14 protein-coding genes and 1 tRNA gene are annotated in these 16,211 nt (G+C 45.3%); 8 read left to right on the top strand and 7 right to left on the bottom strand.

What is annotated here, in order from left to right; all coding sequences use genetic code 11:
- Positions 1–244: 244 nt before the first annotated feature.
- Complete coding sequence (locus BJP34_RS34905) at positions 245–1,171, top strand: tetratricopeptide repeat protein (RefSeq protein ID WP_149031348.1); 927 nt, start codon at positions 245–247, stop codon at positions 1,169–1,171.
- A gap of 96 nt (positions 1,172–1,267) precedes the next feature.
- Here the strand turns inward: BJP34_RS34905 and BJP34_RS34900 are convergent, their stop codons facing one another.
- From BJP34_RS34900 to BJP34_RS34890, 3 genes are all read right to left on the bottom strand, one after another.
- On the bottom strand, positions 1,268–2,995 hold the full coding sequence (locus BJP34_RS34900; RefSeq protein ID WP_070396297.1) for a succinate dehydrogenase/fumarate reductase flavoprotein subunit: 1,728 nt from the start codon (positions 2,993–2,995) through the stop codon (positions 1,268–1,270).
- 168 nt (positions 2,996–3,163) lie between these two features.
- Entirely contained in the window at positions 3,164–3,475 is a 312-nt protein-coding gene (locus tag BJP34_RS34895; protein WP_070396296.1) for a hypothetical protein, read from the bottom strand.
- A gap of 936 nt (positions 3,476–4,411) precedes the next feature.
- Positions 4,412–4,484 (bottom strand) — tRNA-Arg (locus BJP34_RS34890).
- Positions 4,485–5,142: 658 nt separating this feature from the next.
- On the opposite strand from BJP34_RS34890, the gene BJP34_RS34885 reads away from it, so the two are divergent.
- From BJP34_RS34885 to BJP34_RS45260, 4 genes are all read left to right on the top strand, one after another.
- Positions 5,143–5,802, top strand: coding sequence for an Npun_F0813 family protein (locus tag BJP34_RS34885; RefSeq protein ID WP_070396295.1), 660 nt, complete (start codon positions 5,143–5,145; stop codon positions 5,800–5,802).
- A gap of 93 nt (positions 5,803–5,895) precedes the next feature.
- Positions 5,896–6,930: a hypothetical protein gene (locus tag BJP34_RS34880; protein ID WP_070397039.1), complete on the top strand. Its 1,035-nt coding sequence runs from the start codon at positions 5,896–5,898 to the stop codon at positions 6,928–6,930.
- Entirely contained in the window at positions 6,927–7,946 is a 1,020-nt protein-coding gene (locus tag BJP34_RS34875; protein WP_070396294.1) for a hypothetical protein, read from the top strand. Before BJP34_RS34880 ends, BJP34_RS34875 begins: the two co-directional genes overlap by 4 nt.
- A gap of 39 nt (positions 7,947–7,985) precedes the next feature.
- Entirely contained in the window at positions 7,986–8,126 is a 141-nt protein-coding gene (locus BJP34_RS45260; RefSeq protein ID WP_158517649.1) for a hypothetical protein, read from the top strand.
- A 35-nt stretch (positions 8,127–8,161) separates the two neighbouring features.
- On the opposite strand, the gene BJP34_RS34870 is transcribed toward BJP34_RS45260, so the two are convergent.
- Positions 8,162–9,091 carry an ADP-ribosylglycohydrolase family protein gene (locus BJP34_RS34870; RefSeq protein ID WP_070396293.1) on the bottom strand — a complete coding sequence of 310 codons (930 nt, stop codon included), beginning with the start codon at positions 9,089–9,091 and terminating at the stop codon, positions 8,162–8,164.
- A gap of 119 nt (positions 9,092–9,210) precedes the next feature.
- Here BJP34_RS34870 and BJP34_RS34865 point away from each other — a divergent pair, with 119 nt between their 5' ends.
- A complete protein-coding gene (locus tag BJP34_RS34865) occupies positions 9,211–11,133 on the top strand; it encodes a glycoside hydrolase family 10 protein (RefSeq protein WP_070396292.1) in 1,923 nt (640 codons plus the stop codon).
- Positions 11,134–11,254: 121 nt separating this feature from the next.
- A complete protein-coding gene (locus tag BJP34_RS34860; RefSeq protein WP_083305504.1) occupies positions 11,255–11,500 on the top strand; it encodes a four helix bundle protein in 246 nt (81 codons plus the stop codon).
- A gap of 54 nt (positions 11,501–11,554) precedes the next feature.
- Here the strand turns inward: BJP34_RS34860 and iscB are convergent, their stop codons facing one another.
- Entirely contained in the window at positions 11,555–12,838 is a 1,284-nt protein-coding gene (iscB, locus tag BJP34_RS34855) for an RNA-guided endonuclease IscB (RefSeq protein WP_070396291.1), read from the bottom strand.
- Positions 12,839–13,093: 255 nt separating this feature from the next.
- Between iscB and BJP34_RS38210 the strand changes: the two genes are divergently transcribed.
- Complete coding sequence (locus BJP34_RS38210; RefSeq protein WP_267876634.1) at positions 13,094–13,258, top strand: four helix bundle protein; 165 nt, start codon at positions 13,094–13,096, stop codon at positions 13,256–13,258.
- A 74-nt stretch (positions 13,259–13,332) separates the two neighbouring features.
- Here BJP34_RS38210 and BJP34_RS34850 read toward each other — a convergent pair whose 3' ends face one another.
- Positions 13,333–14,100, bottom strand: coding sequence for an SDR family NAD(P)-dependent oxidoreductase (locus tag BJP34_RS34850; protein WP_070396290.1), 768 nt, complete (start codon positions 14,098–14,100; stop codon positions 13,333–13,335).
- A gap of 244 nt (positions 14,101–14,344) precedes the next feature.
- Positions 14,345–15,916 carry an FAD-dependent oxidoreductase gene (locus BJP34_RS34845; protein WP_070396289.1) on the bottom strand — a complete coding sequence of 524 codons (1,572 nt, stop codon included), beginning with the start codon at positions 15,914–15,916 and terminating at the stop codon, positions 14,345–14,347.
- Between the last annotated feature and the right edge of the window lie 295 nt (positions 15,917–16,211).

Here is a 16,211-nt window from a genome sequence, read left to right as displayed (position 1 = left end):
GATGACCCGGAAAGGAAGGGTGAAACTCCCAGCAGTGGGACGCTTTGGTTAAATGGGAGATACTCGAAATGGGTACTCGGTCAAAAGACTCCAACTCCAGCCCAATGCCACGCACAAGTCTTTTTCGAGAGCGAATCAAATTACTTCCAAAAAAGTAGACTCAATGGCCATGTGCCGGAGAGAGTAGAGGCAATTGGTACCGCCAAGTGGACTATCAACCCCATGTTGGTAGTTGCTACGAGCAATGCCCCAAAAGGGTACCTCCGCTAAAGAATCCTCGTCCCTTCAGGCCGGGGAGTATCAAAATGGGAATAGAGTTAAAGAAAGTTTTGTGTCTCAAAAGCGCAGTCTGTGGATCAAAATAGTGCTAGTACTAGCTGTGCTAGCGTTTATCGGTATTTCGATGATTCCTTTGCTAGGGAATATTTTCAAGGATAATCCCGCCTCTGTTGGGGCAACACCTACAGCTACACCAAATATTTCTGCCCAGCAGCAAGCAGAACTAGAAGCTCAAGCCAAGGGTTATGAACTAGTCTTGCAGCGAGAACCAGAAAATTTAACGGCTTTGAGAGGTCTGCTGGAGATACGGCTGCAGCTCAGAGACATCAAAGGCACCATTGAACCCTTAGAAAAGTTAGCCAAACTCAATACAGACCAGACAGATTATGGAGTCTTGCTGGCTCAGGTAAAACAACAAATTGGCGATCGCGAAGGAGCAGCTCAAGCCTATCGGGACATATTAAACGCTAAGCCTGGGGATATGAATGCTCTGCAAGGGTTAGTTAGTTTGCTAACCCAGGAAAACCGCCCAGAAGCAGCCATCGGTTTGCTGCAAGACACCTTAAAAAGTTCCCAGCAAGTCAATGAGATTAAACCTGGGAGCATTGATGTCATTTCTGTGCAGTTGTTGTTAGGTCAAGTTTACGCGAATCAGAAGCGTTATGACGAAGCCACAGCTATATATGACCAGGCGATCAAAGGCAGCCAAGATGACTGGAGACCAGTGCTAGCTAAAGCCATGATTTTTAAAGAACAGGGTAACACTGAAAAGGCTAAACCCCTGTTTGACCAGGCTGCATCCCTAGCACCAGCCAAGTACAAAGACCAAGTCAAACAGTTGGCAGCCGAAACTCCAGAAACTCCAGAAACTCCAGAAACTCCAGAAAATTAGTCATTGGCCAAAGCGTGATTAGTCATGAGTAACCAACACAGAGTAGGAGCGTCACTTACTCATGACTCGACCACTGACGCAGTCTCGGAGTAGTAATCAATACTTCCGCTCTTTCGGTTCAAACAAGGTAATGCTGACCGGTTTATATTGCAGGTCAATACCTGCAGATGAGTAAAACGCTAGGGTGTGTTTGAGAAAATTGGGATCATCCCGTTGGGGATAATCCTCCCGGCTATGGGCACCCCGGCTTTCTCGTCGGTTCAGAGCAGAGGTAAGAATAATTTCTCCGACTATCATTAAATTGCGCAGTTCCAAGGCTTCGATAATTTCAGTGTTCCAGCAGTTGCCTTTGTCATCCAAATAAATTTGCTGGTACTGTTGTTTGAATTCTTCGAGTTGGTTTAATCCCTCCTCCATGGACGCTTGGTTACGGAAAACGCCACAGAATTGGGTCATACAGTCTTGGAAAGCTTGACGCAACTGGTTAAGCCGTAAGGTGCCAGATTTTTCCACAAGGGCTTTGATTTTTGCCTGGGCTGCATTGAGGTAGGATTGCTCGTCAATGTCTGGTAACTTCCGGTCTTGGACGTATTTTGCGATCGCAGCACCAGTTCTTTTGCCATAAACCACACATTCCAACAGGGAATTACTCCCGAGGCGATTTGCCCCATGAACAGAGATACAGGCTGATTCCCCAGCGGCAAAGAAGCCCTCAATTAACCCATCTTTACCACTATGAACTTGTCCATCGGTGTTGACAGGGATTCCCCCCATGGAATAGTGGGCAGTTGGTCGTACTGGCATTGGTTGATGTACTGCGTCAATACCAACCAATCGATGGGCTTCTTCCCAGCAAAAGGGAATCCGACTCATAATCTTTTCTTTGCCCATGTGGCGCAGGTCAAGGTAAACAAAAGGTCCACCTGCACTGCCATCAGGATGAATGCCACGACCAGCTCTGAGTTCTAGGGTAATTGCTCTTGAAGTAATATCCCGGGGTGCCAGTTCCATTTGTTTGGGGGCGTAGTCCCTCATAAAGCGATCGCCTTCTGAGTTAATCAGATAAGCCCCTTCCCCTCGTACCGCCTCAGAAATCAAAACTCCTACCGGATACAAGCCCGTAGGATGAAACTGTACAAACTCCATATCTTCCAAAGGCACCCCAGCCAGAGCTGACATTCCCAGACCATCCCCAGTGGAGGCAAAGTCATTGGAGGTCGTATTAAATACCCGTCCATAACCCCCGGTAGCAAACATGACCGCTTTTGCCCGTACTACTTCCACCTTCGTGTCTAGGAGCTGGAACATCACCACCCCTTTTGCCTGACCCTCTTCCAAAATCAGCTGCATAACGTACCACTCATCGTAGAGTTTGACACCGTTATGGCGGAGATTGTTAACCAGTTCATGCAAAATGGCGTGACCCGTCTTATCTGCCGCGTAGCAAGTGCGGCGATGGGAATGACCTCCAAAAGCCCTCTGAGCAATCCGACCATCGGGTAAGCGGGAAAACAGAACCCCCATGTGTTCCAGCTCAATGACCACCTCTGGAGCCTCTTTGGTGAGGATTTCTACTGCATCCTGGTCTGCCAAGTAGTCAGACCCTTTAACCGTGTCAAAGGCATGGGCTTCCCAGCTATCGGACGCATCAACATTCTTCAGAGTAGCTGCCATACCCCCTTGGGCAGCCACCGAATGGGAACGAATGGGGTGAGTTTTAGCCACAAGAGCGACATCCAGCTTAGGCTCAGAGCGTTTAATCTCTAAAGCAGCGCGACATCCAGCTAATCCCCCACCGACAATAATGACATCGTGTTCTAGCATCTCGCTCGTATTATGGAATCCGAATTCCTATTTTAGGCTCTAGGTTCTAGCCTCTAGGCATCTAGCGTCTAGGATTACGGAAAAAGGAAGTTATCCTCCTCAAGTACGGAGGCTCTCAACTCCCCTTCCCCGGGTTGCGGAAAAAGCCGGGGATGGTTGGGATTCTCTTCAACCGGTCGCCTCAATCGGTTTCTGTCTAGGGGCTCTGCCTCCAGCTGTTGATGTGGTTTCCTCCTCTTCCATCTGAGAAATTTCAATATGGTTTAACAATGTAGTCACGAAGGCAAAGAGCAGGAAGGGCAGAGATAGTACCAAAATTAGCCCGACAGTTGCCAGAGCGTAAATTTGGCGGTCAGCACTCCAAAGAGCTAAGGCTGAGGCGAGACTCAGGAAAATTACGATTAACCAAACCATAATTTGTCCATAAATGTCACCAAAGCTTAGGGTGCATACAATGCGATATCGTTGTAAGTTATCCATGGAATCTCTTGACACATTTCTTTATTTTTGTGACATACTACCGACGCTGACAAGGGCTGTACAGCGCGGGCTTCTTACCAACTCCAGCCATCGCTATCGGGCAAAGCCTGACGCGGGGCGCGAACGGATACAAGGCCTTTGGCCACGCGGGGCGCGTTCGGTAAGCTTTATTAACGACACGGTCAGAAGTTACCGCAAGAAGAGGGCAGCCTTTATGGTTAGTCGGCTATGGGTAAAGGGTTAAAACTTTATGATTAAGGCTGCCCTGTCAGCCATGCAAAGCCCGAGTGGGGGAAACCCCCTGTTCCCTTGCTGCATCGCTCTTCTAAGGTTTCGCCTCCGGAATGCCCCGACCCACGCCTTACAATACAAGAAGTTCATTAACCAAAGTACTGCAGGCGCGCACCGCCACGGGAATTTAATTCGCCGTTCGGGTTTGGCCGTAGGCCAAGCGGGGCGCGAACGCGCCCCGCGTCGGGCTTTGCCCAAAAGCGTCGCCTACGGCGAACGGTTCGCGCACCTATAGAATTTTACCCATTCACAGATAACTCAAACTATCGAGTTTTTCTAAATGGAACCCCATATTCTTTGTTGTCAAGGTTTAATTAGTAGGTGGCGATTAGCTCTTAAATTTGATGTCCCTACTATACCTAGTATGTCACAGTTAATTCGCAAGCTCCGTTGGGACCCTTGCCCGGCACTTTACCCGACACTTATCCTATCGGGTAAAGTGCCGGGCTTCTCGCGGTTTAGCTAAGCATATGCTTGTGATCAAGGTTTGGGGGATTTCTCAATAATTTTTAAGAGAACCGCAACATCACTTTACATTTAGATTTACATTTAGTCATTAGTAATTAATCCTTAGTCCTATGTATTTTGTGAGGCAGACTAAGCCGGATGGTATTGACTTTTGACTAATAATCAATGACCAAAAAGCGCCCTCGGTAGGATTTGAACCTACGACCGAGGGATTAGAAATCCCTAGCTCTATCCACTGAGCTACGAGGGCATAGCTATATCATACATCAGAAAAAACTGTTTTTGCTTGGCTGGTGATCGGGTAACAGTCTCTGTGTGCCTAATACCTAGTCTGATCAAGGCGCTTTGGGGGGATTTACTCCTGTAATGGTAAACAAAATATAAGCACTATACCAATTTAAAACGAGACAGTCAAGGTCAAGCAGAAACAGGGAACTTCGGATCAAGGAACAATGGCTCGGGTAACAGAAGGCAGTGCTTGTTAACCGTTGCCCGTTGCCCGTTACCGATCTCAGGATAGCTTTCAGGTTAAGTCGATAGCCACCACAATTATCGATTGCTTGTCTCAATTAGCAGTAAGACTCAAGGCACTTCGCTCGAACCCGAGTTAAGGTAGGTAAATAGTCAGTGTCACTGATCAGAACTTAGTCAGACCCTGTCACAAGGATTCTGATCAGGAGATAGTGACTAGTACTCTGTCAAAATTGAATTGAGGGGTAAACTATACTTTTCCGGATTAGGCACGCTTTTACTAGGCATTAGGTATGACTTAACACCCTGCCACCTTGCCAGCTTGCCACTTTGCCACCTTGCCCTAACCCTCAAAACTAAATTGACAGAGTACTAGGGGGTTAGAACACTTCGTCAACAGCACCCCCTGACCCTCTCAGGAGTCATGTGCCAGTATCATGTTTATTTTGAAAAGGCAGGATGTTGAAATCTCTAGTATTCAGCACCCACAGAGGGAGCAGCAAATCCCAATTCTCAATTACCAGGGGCAAACCTTTCGCCTGCTCAGTGTATTTGGTGCCACTCAGGAAGAGGAAGCCATAGCTTTCTGGCGAGACCTCACCGATCATCGGGGAAAAGCTTGTGTATTGTTGGAAGAACCTGAGCGCTACAGCGTTTGGGGAAAAATCCGTCTGGAGCAATTAGGGACTGAACCCAGCTCTGGGGGCACTAGGGGATCCTACATTCAAGCCTGTATTTTGCTACTACAGACGGTGTATATGGATGTGGAAGACTTCTTAGGAGCTAGACAAGCTGGGTTGTTTCAGAAGGATATCGCCAAGATCTTGATAGATTCAAACTTTCCCCAGGTTCAATCGACCCAAGCTGTACAACAATTGCTCAAAATCGACCCCCTTACCAACTCGGATTTTCCTACCTGGGAAGAACATCATCTGATCACCCTGTTGCAAGAACTCTATCGCTTAGGTAAAGGCTATTTTGGCAATACCAACTTTGCTCAGGGGGTTAGCGATATCTTGCAGGATATGCCAGCTCAGGAGCAAACTCAGTTTATCAACTGGCTTAACAACTCTGATCTTGGTCAACTATGGCAATAATCTACAATTAAAAATAAGCGATTAGAATCATTAATATGTTATCTGGCTAACCATAGTCTTATTGTGCCAGTTAGTGATAAGTGTGAAATTCCTATGAGCAGCTCTGCAGAACGGTCATCAGGTAATCTAACCCTCTTGAGCAGCAATACCATCATCTATGGTGGTATTGCTTGGGCGATTATTTCCCTATTATTCTTCTTGCTGTTTGGGATTACATCCCCTGGGCAAGAGAGTCCATTTTGGTACCTGATTAGTACCTACTTTTTAGAATGTATACCCTTCCTAGTAGCAAGTATTCTCTGTTTCAGAAATTGGCGCAGCCCTCAGATTGCCAGTGGACGAAATGTCTGGCTAGGACTCGGTCTGGGGAATCTGTTCTATTTGATGGGTAGCTTGATATTCGGTGTGTGGGAGCTGTATTTTCACCTTAACCCTGATGTATCACTAGCAGATGTGTTTTACTTATCCTCCTACGTGTGTCTTGGGGTAGGCATGTTTTTAGCAGTTATTCCCAGGCGCTTAAACTTAGAACTTTGGCAAGGGTTAACGATTGTAGCGATTGCCATAGTGGGGATGGCCTTAGCTGCTTTGCTCTTACTTGCCCCTTCCCTCGAATCTAGCACTCCTGAATCTGGTGATGTGACCATTGCCTATTCTATTTCTGACTCGACCAAACCACTGCGGGTCTTGGAAAATAATGCTATGGTCATCTCGGCAGAGCCATCTGAAATAACCAACTCTGAGGCTAATCAGAGTACCGATCAAAATTCTCCAACCTGGGCTATTGAACTTGACAAGTCACTGAGTGCCTATTCAAACCAATTGACCACCCTCTACATTGGTTTCGATGTCATTCTGCTGATTATTGCCTCATCCCTACTGTTAGCGTTTTGGGGTGGACGTTTTTCCCAATCCTGGCAAATGATTGCCGCTGCAACATTTTGCCTGTACATTGCAGATATGTGGTTTAAGTATGCTGAGACTAGACCGAACTACCAAAGTGGCGGTTTACCAGAAGTCTTTTTTGTATTCAGTGGTGTATTGTTTGCAATAGGGGCTGCCCTGGAATATCAAATATCGAGCCGTTCCCGTCGTGGTTCACGCAGGCGAGCTGAAAAAGTAGCATGAGTCCAAGAAAACTATCTGATGTCGATAAACAGGACATCCTAGAACTATATCGACAGACAGCAGAGACAACCTCAACGCTGGCTGACCGTTATGGAGTTAGCAACTCCACCATTAGCCGTATCCTTAAGAGCAACTTGTTGGAGCCAGAATACGAGGCTCTAATCCAACAAAAGCGCTCTAATCGTACTGCTGAAAATGTTTCCTCTTCTACTGTCAAAACGGCTAAGCCTGTGGTAGAGTCAGCAGCTCAACCATCACTAGTTGGACTCAAAAATGAACCATTAGCAAATGAACCATTAGCAGAATCTACCAGTGATTTATTGACTTCAACCCCTACTGATGGACGTCGGCGACGTAAGCGTTCCTCTGTGGCTGCTCAACCACCAGTGGAGGAAGAGGAGCAACATACCCAATTGCAACTTGATATTACCACATCAAGTTCAGATGAAGATAAGTTTGTTGAGGACCAAGATCAATTCTTACCTGAGCATAAGGGACTAGCAACTAGGAGATTCACCGAGTTGTTGGACGAAGATTTAGGGGATTTGGATCAAGATGATGATTTAGAGGATTTGGATGATCTAGATGACCTAGATGATCTAGATGATCTAGATGACCTAGATGACCTAGATGAAGATTGGGACGATGACTTGCCAGATCCTGAGATTCACCAATCCATCAGAAGCTCTCTGGCTAAAAGCGGTTCTTATATTGAAATTTTGCCCCTCTCGGAAGCTTCTCTTCCTAAAACCTGCTATCTGGTAGTCAACCGAGCGGCGGAGTTAATTGCTCGCCCTCTCAATGAGTTTAGCGACCTCGGACAAATTCCTGACGAAGAAGTTCAAGAGACAACCTTGCCAGTATTTGAAAACCATAGGGTAGCACGGCGTTTTTCTAACCGTTCTGAGCGAGTCATCAAGGTTCCTGATGCTCAGATGCTTCAGAAGACCTCTTCCTATTTGCAAGCTAAAGGAATTACCCGATTATTAATTGATGGTCAGGTCTATTCTATTTAATATCAAGTCCCCTGGCTTCTGGGTGAGGGACTTTGGCCTTTGGGGTTAATGGGAGTTGGGAGTCGGGAGTCGGGAGTCGGGAGTCGGGAGTCGGAATCCCCCCTACTTCTGGCGGAAGGGTGGGAGGGGGGAAGCAAATGGAATGTACTGTATCAGTATTTGAAACGCTATAACTATTGATATAACTTAACTTGATATCACTTAATTGATATCACTTAAGCCCGTTGAGCCAGGGCAAATAGTTGGTCAGCTGTGGACTCAATCAGCTCCCGTTTAACTAGTCGGGAACGCCAAGATTCTGGTATCCCTTGAGCTCCATAAAATGCTCCTGCCAATTGTCCGTAAACTGCCCCGGTGGTATCAGCATCATCACCTAAGTTGACGGCTAACAGACAGCCTTCCGGAAACGAGCTACTGTGCTCAAAGGCCCATAAAGCCGCTTCTAAGGATTTCACGACATAACCTGTCCCCTTAATTTCTGGGGGCTGGCGGTATTTGAAGGATCCTGTGGCAATTTCGTGTATTTCCCCAACCATTGGGTTTTCTTGCCAGTATCGAGGAATGGGGCAATAGAGTTCCGAAAGCAGTTCTTCTTTGCTTACTCCATTAACTGCTCCCACTAGCAGGGCCCCCAAGTAGCGACAGGCATCGACAGCGGTTGCTACTCCATGAGTGGTGCGTGAACTATCACCAGACTTCTCAATCGCTTCTCTGGGTTTTTTTGCATAAAACAAAGGCACAGGAGCCAAGCGCATGATAGACCCATTACCAGCACTACGGGGAGCTGTGGAACCACAGTAAGGGTTTTGGGTTCTTTCAAACTGCTGCAAGGCTTGGGATACTGTGTTTCCAATGTCAAAACACTGACCTGTGCTACTTAGATAACCTTCTCGGGACCATCGCAGATACTGCTGTAATTGATCAACTGGATCAAACCCCTGTTGCTCAATCAAACTATGGGCTAAACACAGGGCCATGGATGTATCATCAGTCCAGTAGCCTGGCTTCAAACCAAAAGGTCCACCACCCACCATATCTTCAATCGGGGTGAAGGAGCCTGGTGGCTTAAACTCTAACGTAGTACCGACTGCATCCCCGACAGCCAATCCTAAGAGACTGCCACGGTAACGGTGAATTAGCTCCATGGGATAATTCCTCCTCTAATCCATAACCTCTGCTAATCTAGTGTTGGTGTTCTTTGCATCTTCGCGGTTAATCAAAATCCTGATTAACCTAACACCGTCACCCGGAGCTTGTTCAACCAATGAAACCGTTACTCAAACTCTGGCCTATAGCCTTGGTAAATAGACTGGTTTCCTTTCAGCAAACCATTAAACGTCAGGGTTGGTGGATTTTGCTATTTGTGATCGGGATGATAATTCCTCTATGGCAGCTTTCCCCATCCTACGCCAGTAGCACTTTTAGAGATGTCCCAAACAATTATTGGGCACAGCCGTGTATCACTAAATTAGCACAACAAAATATTATCAGGGGTTACCCAGATGGTACCTTTAAACCGAATGCTCCGATCACCAGAGCTGAATTTGCTGCACTGCTTCTGAAGGCTTTCCCTAGTGCTCCTCAAGTGCGCAGTGACCAAAAATTCGTAGATGTACCAACTAATTACTGGGCTAATCAGGCTATTCGTAATGCTGATAAAACGGGATTTTTGGCTGGCTATCCTGGTAGAGTTTTCCGCCCTAAACAAAATATCCCTCGTGTCCAAGCCTTAGTATCTTTAGCTAGTGGATTGAAGTATAAACCGGTCAAGCCTTCCGTAGAGACTTTAAAGGCAGCGTTTACTGATGCTACGGCAATTCCGAACTATGCCCAAAATGCGATCGCAGCAGCTACGGAAAATCAGATTGTGGTCAATCCCCCTAATGTGAAGCAATTGAAACCTAACCAACAAGCTAGTCGAGCTGAGGTAGCTGCTTTCTTGTGCCAAGCTACCCAAACCACTGGATTGATTCCTAATCAATACATTGCTAAGGTTGAGCCACCAACTCCTGGTTCTTCTGAAGCGGAGTTAAGAGGGGTATGGCTGACAAATATTGATAGTGAGGTACTGTTGTCTACTAGAGCAGTAAGGGATAGCCTAGAAAAACTTAAGGAGCTGAACTTTAACACGGTATATCCTACAGTGTGGAATTGGGGTTATACACTATATCCGTCTCAAGTTGCTAAACGGGTAGTGGGACTGGAAGCACGAATATCGACGGAGTTAGAGAAAGACTTATTTGACCCAAAGAAGGGGGTGCAGGGAGGACGAGATGTTCTCAAAGAGATTGTCGAGGTGGGACATGACAATGGTTTGAGAGTTATTCCCTGGTTTGAATTTGGCTTCAAAGCACCTTCTTATTCTGAATTAGCCAAACGCCACCCAGATTGGCTGACCCAAACTAAAGATGGGGTCAAGACTCAAACTACTAAAGGGTTAGAGCCAGAGGATGAAAGACTACAAGAGATTGTTTGGCTCAATCCTTTTAAAGCAGAGGTACAGCAATTTATTCAAGATTTAGTTATCGAAGTTGTCAGCAACTATGATGTTGATGGTATCCAATTCGATGACCACTTTGGGTTGCCAGTGACCTTTGGTTACGATGATTTCACAGTAGAATTGTACAAAAAAGAACACCAAGGTAAATCTCCTCCCACTGACCCAAAGGATCAGGAATGGGTACGCTGGCGAGCAAATAAAATTACGGATTTCCTAACCAAGCTGTTTCGAGCAGTTAAAGACAATGTTCAAGACAGTAACAATGATGTGATTATTTCCCTATCTCCTAATCCCCAGCGTTTTTCTTACCAATTCTTTTTAGCTGATTGGGCAACTTGGGAACAACGGGGTTTGGTAGAAGAACTAATTGTCCAGATTTATCGAGATAATTTCAGCACTTTCATATCGGAATTAGACCAGACAGAACTCAAAAGAGCAAGGAGTCATATTCCGGTAGGAATTGGCATTTTAAGTGGTCTCAGAACTCGTTTAGTTCCGGTATCACAAATTCAGCGGCAAGTCGATGCTGTCCGACTGCGGGGATTTGCTGGTGTGTCGTTTTTCTTCTATGAAACCTTGTTAAATATGAGTGATGAACCAGCTTCTAAGCGTGAGAGGGGTTTTGAGGTCATGTTTCCTGAATTTGTGAAAGCACCAGATATAGAGGATTGGAAGAAATCGAATTGAGGCGTTGCTGAATTCAATTGAGGTGTTAGGTGTTAGGTGTTAGGTGTTAGGTGTGAGGTGTGAGGTGTGAGGTGTTAGGTGTTAGGTTTTAGATAACGACTAAACAAAAAAGGTGATCAGGGTGCTCGAAGTTAAGAGTTATCGAGACTTAAAGGTTTGGAATCGGGCAATGGACTTGGTTGTACTATGCTACAAACTTACTTCTAAGTTACCAAAAACTGAGATTTATGGACTGAGCAGCCAAATTCAACGAGCTGCTGTTTCGATTCCAGCTAATATCGCTGAGGGCAAAGGGAGACAGCATTTGGGAGACTATATCCATCTGAGATGCGGCAAGGGGACTCCCGTTATACCCGGCACGGGTTAGCGGGAGGGGAATTGCCGCGCTTCTAGTAAACTACCCGATAGGGTATCCTTATTTTCAAGATTGATATTCATAGCCGTCAGCCTTGTGAATAGTTTTCAAGTATTTGGGATGTACGTCAAATTTTTGAGTTGGTAGTTGAAGGGTAAAGCTAGGTCTAAAGCGAATTGCAATACGTCCGACATATTGACCAGCAAACTTACCTTTGATGACATCAGCTTTAACAATATCACCTGTTTGAAAACCCTGAAAAAACTTAGCTTTTGGAGCGTGAGCTTTCGGAAACCCATATTTGTTAGGACGACAACGCTGCCTAGTTCCGTGTCCTTTAGCTGCAATTAACAGCGGTTTTATTCCCCTGATAAGTAGCCGCTCAGGTGTTGATTTACCAACACAAGAAGCATCAGTCCAATGGTGTTTTTCAATCATTCTGACCTTACGGTTAAATTTGGTCAGTCCCCCAGAACCTACTTCTACAGGTAACCCGGTTTCTTGAAGTCTTCTATACAATTCCCATCGGGTAGTATTAACCGCAGTCGCGTCTTTAAGTGAAGTCTTGGTTTTCCCCTTAATTTTCTTCAAGAGTTCAGGCTTTTTACTTAAAAAATCTTCTACATATTTGTTACCTTTTTTCTGATTACAAGGTCTACAAGCTAAGGTGAGATTGCTTACTCTGTTAGAACCTCCTTTTGATTTGGGGACAATGTGTTCTATTTCCAATGGGGTGTTTTCAGCGTTGCAGTAGACACATTTTATTCCCCATTTGGCAAGCAAGTATTCCTTGACCTCAAAGCCGAATAACTCACCGCGTTGATATTCAACCTCGCTAATTTCAGGGTTTTGCATTTGCTGCAAATCAAACCTGACTAACTCTTGAGAAATAGCGCTAATCGGACAGACTTTTCTAATTCGTTTCACCCAAGTCTCAATATTGTTAATTCGGCTTTCAAGAGATGGGGGTAACCATCCTTGTCTACCAGTTCTGTTCAAAAAACGAGGTTTGCGATATCGAGTCTTACGGTTGCGTCTACCTCTCCTTAATGCCCTGCGAGAGTCTAGAGAATTCTTAATCTGTTGTCCCCTGTGAGATATTTCTAAGGCGCTTGTGACACGTCCTGTTTCTTCTTGAACAATAGCCATCCCGCTTGTTTTACTACCAGGGTCTATCTTTAAACGATGTGAATGAGTGACAGATTTTTCTAAAATCCTGTCTTTTAATACAATTGTAAATGGGTACCGTTTAAATACTTTAGCCCTTCCCATGTTCAATAGCTCTCTTGCTCGTGCCGGGTGGCATGGATCCAGTGGTTTCTTATTTTGATCTAGAACGAAAACTCGCATTACTTTGAACACTCCACAATGTGGGTAAAGTTTGCCTAGACAATGTTATCTAGCTTTGTTCGGTACAGCTCACTGGCTTAACTCGCTACACCTGTTTAAAGCTGTACGACAGTTGCTACAAACTGGCACGCATTTGTAGGTGTCATGAGCTAGATAACGTAGCTCGCTTAGAGCTTAGTCTGGTCAACTATGAGCTTTTTACAAGCTCCCGCTATAGTCTGAAGGACTTAGCGGTGAGTTGTTGACCATCTCTCCATAGCTAATGGATCTCTCAAAGAATTGGAAACACATTTGCTAATTACTGGCAGATTATCTTATCTTAAAAACTCTGAGTTACAGCCCGTTTTAGAGTTAAGCGATGAAATAGGAAGAATGCTCAACAGTCTGATGGAAAAACTAAAGGAGAAGAAAAAAAATTAGCGTTTTACCTCAAACCTAAAACCTAACACCTCAAACCTAACACCTCAAACCTAACACCACTTCTCTGCTGCACTTTAGCGGACGTATGAAGCTCCATTAATATCAATGTTGGTTCCAGTTGCCGAGGGGACTTGTCCGGACAAGAGGAAAACCACCATTGCAGCAATTTCCTCTGGCTGGGCGATTCGCTGTAGGGGAATACCGGATACAATCTCAGAGAGAGGATAGTTTTGGCTAAATTCCGCAGCCATTTCGGTATCAACAAAGCCCGGACAAATAGAATAGGCTAGTATGCCATCAGCAGCGAAGTTTCGAGCAATACTTTTAGTTAAATTACTCAGTGCTGCTTTGGAGGCTGCATAGTGTATATACTCTGGGGTGTCACCACGATGAGCTGCACGACTAGAGATGTTAACAATAATTCCTCCTCCCTTGGACTTAAAGTGTTCTATAGCCCGTCGGGTGATGGAACTAACAGCAATCAAGTTAACCTGAAGAGTTTCGATCCATTTCTCTTCCCAGACTGAGGGATGATCATCCAAGCTGAGTTCGGTCATGATGGCGGCATTATTCACAACACCATCAATGGCATATCCCAGATTAAGAATTTCCTCCACTAATTCTTGTCCTGCTTGGGGCTGGGATAAATCTTTTTGAATTACAACACAATCAGTGTTTGCCTTGGATGCCAGTTCCTTGGCTGAGTCAATATGGGAATTGCAGTGCAGCATAACTTTTGCTTGGTTGGCGATCAGGCTATCGGCAATAGAGTAGCCGATTCCCGTTCCTGCACCTGTTACTAGGAATGTCTTTTCTGAAAAAGATAAGTTTTCAAGATTCATTTAATCAGAAATTAACCAGACTCACGTTCACTTAATTGTTAGACTGCTTATCAGTAAAACACTCTGGCGAAGAGACAACTAAAAATTCAGTACATCCCCTTACCACACAAAGCTTGCAGGCAAATTTTCACCCACTCAGAAGTGTTTTCTAGGGTTGATCATAGCTATGATCAACCCTAGAACATAAATCGAGCAATAGTCAGCGAATAATTACTTTCTTAACATTTACTTTATCAAAAGTCTCTCAAACCAGCACTAATAAAGACTCGAAATTCTTCAATTTCCTAGCTTCATTATTATTAGCATATCCATAGACGCGAGGAAGTTGCTTAGTTTTTAAAAGTACTTTTCTGACCTCAGAGTTGGATACATTACTTAGGTTTCTGCCAGAAAGAAGGGCAGTAATGGCAGCTATCCCCAATGCCTGACCAACACCAGCATTAAATTCCACAATTCTACCAGCGGATGAAGCAAACCCTTGAAACCCAGAACCAGGACTGACAACGGCTAAATTAGGAACTGCCTTAATTTGGGCATGCTGGATGCCAATGTTGAAAATTGGCTTACTAAAACTTACACTTTTAAACCCGTTCTCAGAGGCTCTGTTACCAAGACCTTCGATACCCCCGCGCACATCAAAATGATAGCCAAAGGTTCCCAAAGCGGACCAATTGGGTGTGCCACCTAATAGCATTTGGGATCCATAGAGAGGGTCTACCACACCAGTAATATTCCCTGCATGGCGGATATAAAGCTCAGATGCTGGCTTAACGGCTTTCGCTCCGATACTCTTGAGCCAAGTTTCAACGAAATTCATCTCTTCGAGAATCTTAGCAGAGGGTTTAGCACCTGCTTGAGCTAATTCCTCTGCTTCAGTGCCATTGACCTTACAGAGGAGAGCATTCCAGGAAAGCCTACCCCCTGGAAGAATTGCCACATTGCCTTCATCGAGGATGACACCACTTTTTGCTAGAGAGAAGGTCTTACCTCTAAAGGAGTGGTAAGCTACGGATAGGGCTGGGGAGCGAATGTCGATGTAATCCTTACCCACCCACATGGTTTTCAGATTACCCCTGGGGTCTCTCATATTCTTCCTGAGTCGTTCAGCAAACTGAGCATCAGACCCAGCAGCTTGCTTTAACCACCGTTGAGCTTCTTGATCAGCAGGATTAGCGAAGCGCTTGAGATAGGCATACTCTACCTGCTTTAGTCTTCTGATACTGAGTCCCTCAGTTTCAAATACTAGAGTGACTGGTAGTTCAGATTCGGGCAAGCCAAAGGTGTTAAATCCTTTTAGTTTCCTAACTCCAGCCGCTTGGGCTAATTCTCCATTGACTGTGGAATCGATAAATTGCTTGCCAAAATAGGTTTCCCCTCTGGCTAACTTGATGCCAGCTAGCTTTGGACCGTTTTTAATCACTGATGCAATCTTGACTTCCCGGATCAGAGCCACACCTGCTTCTTGCATCATTTTCTTGAGGGCGGCATCAGCTTTGCGGGGGTCAAGAGCAATTAAGGTAACACCTGAGCGCTGTAAAAATTCTTTGTAGAGGGTAGGGGGTGAGCCAAAGGTGCCGAGCTTGAGGGATTTACGCAGGTTACGAGGAATCTGGCAGCGATCAAGGTAAGCAAGACCTCCCCTGACCAGATGACCACCAACACCTTCATGTTTACTGCCTTTGGACATTAACAGAATGCGTGGATACTTACCTGTCCGGCGGCGATACTCTTTCCCTGCAGCGATCAGCGCTAAGATACCTGGAACTTCATCACCAAAGCCAATGACATCGTAAGAACGTTCTTGATTACTGGCCATATTTCCCTCACCCCAATTCCTGAACAACCTGATGAACTGATAATTCTAGTGTTCTATAGCTGTCGGACATTGACAGTACCCTTTGGGGGTACTATTTATTTTCACTATTTATTTTCAATTTTGGTTCTTGGTGCTGGAAATCGAGAAGGGTGATTTTTCGGAATTTGGCTACATTTTCGATCAGGACTACTAGGGGGAGAGTGGGAGGGTGCATCTCATATTTGTAAAAAAGAAGGGGAAGTGTGGGAAGTGTGGGGCGGGGGCGCGGGAATTTTCGCGGGAATTTTTGCCTAAT

The sequence above is a fragment of the Moorena producens PAL-8-15-08-1 genome, from assembly GCF_001767235.1.
GTDB classification, from domain to species: Bacteria; Cyanobacteriota; Cyanobacteriia; order Cyanobacteriales; family Coleofasciculaceae; genus Moorena; species Moorena producens_A.
Note: the sequence above shows the minus strand (reverse complement) of the source record. Positions and strands in the feature narration are given on the sequence as shown.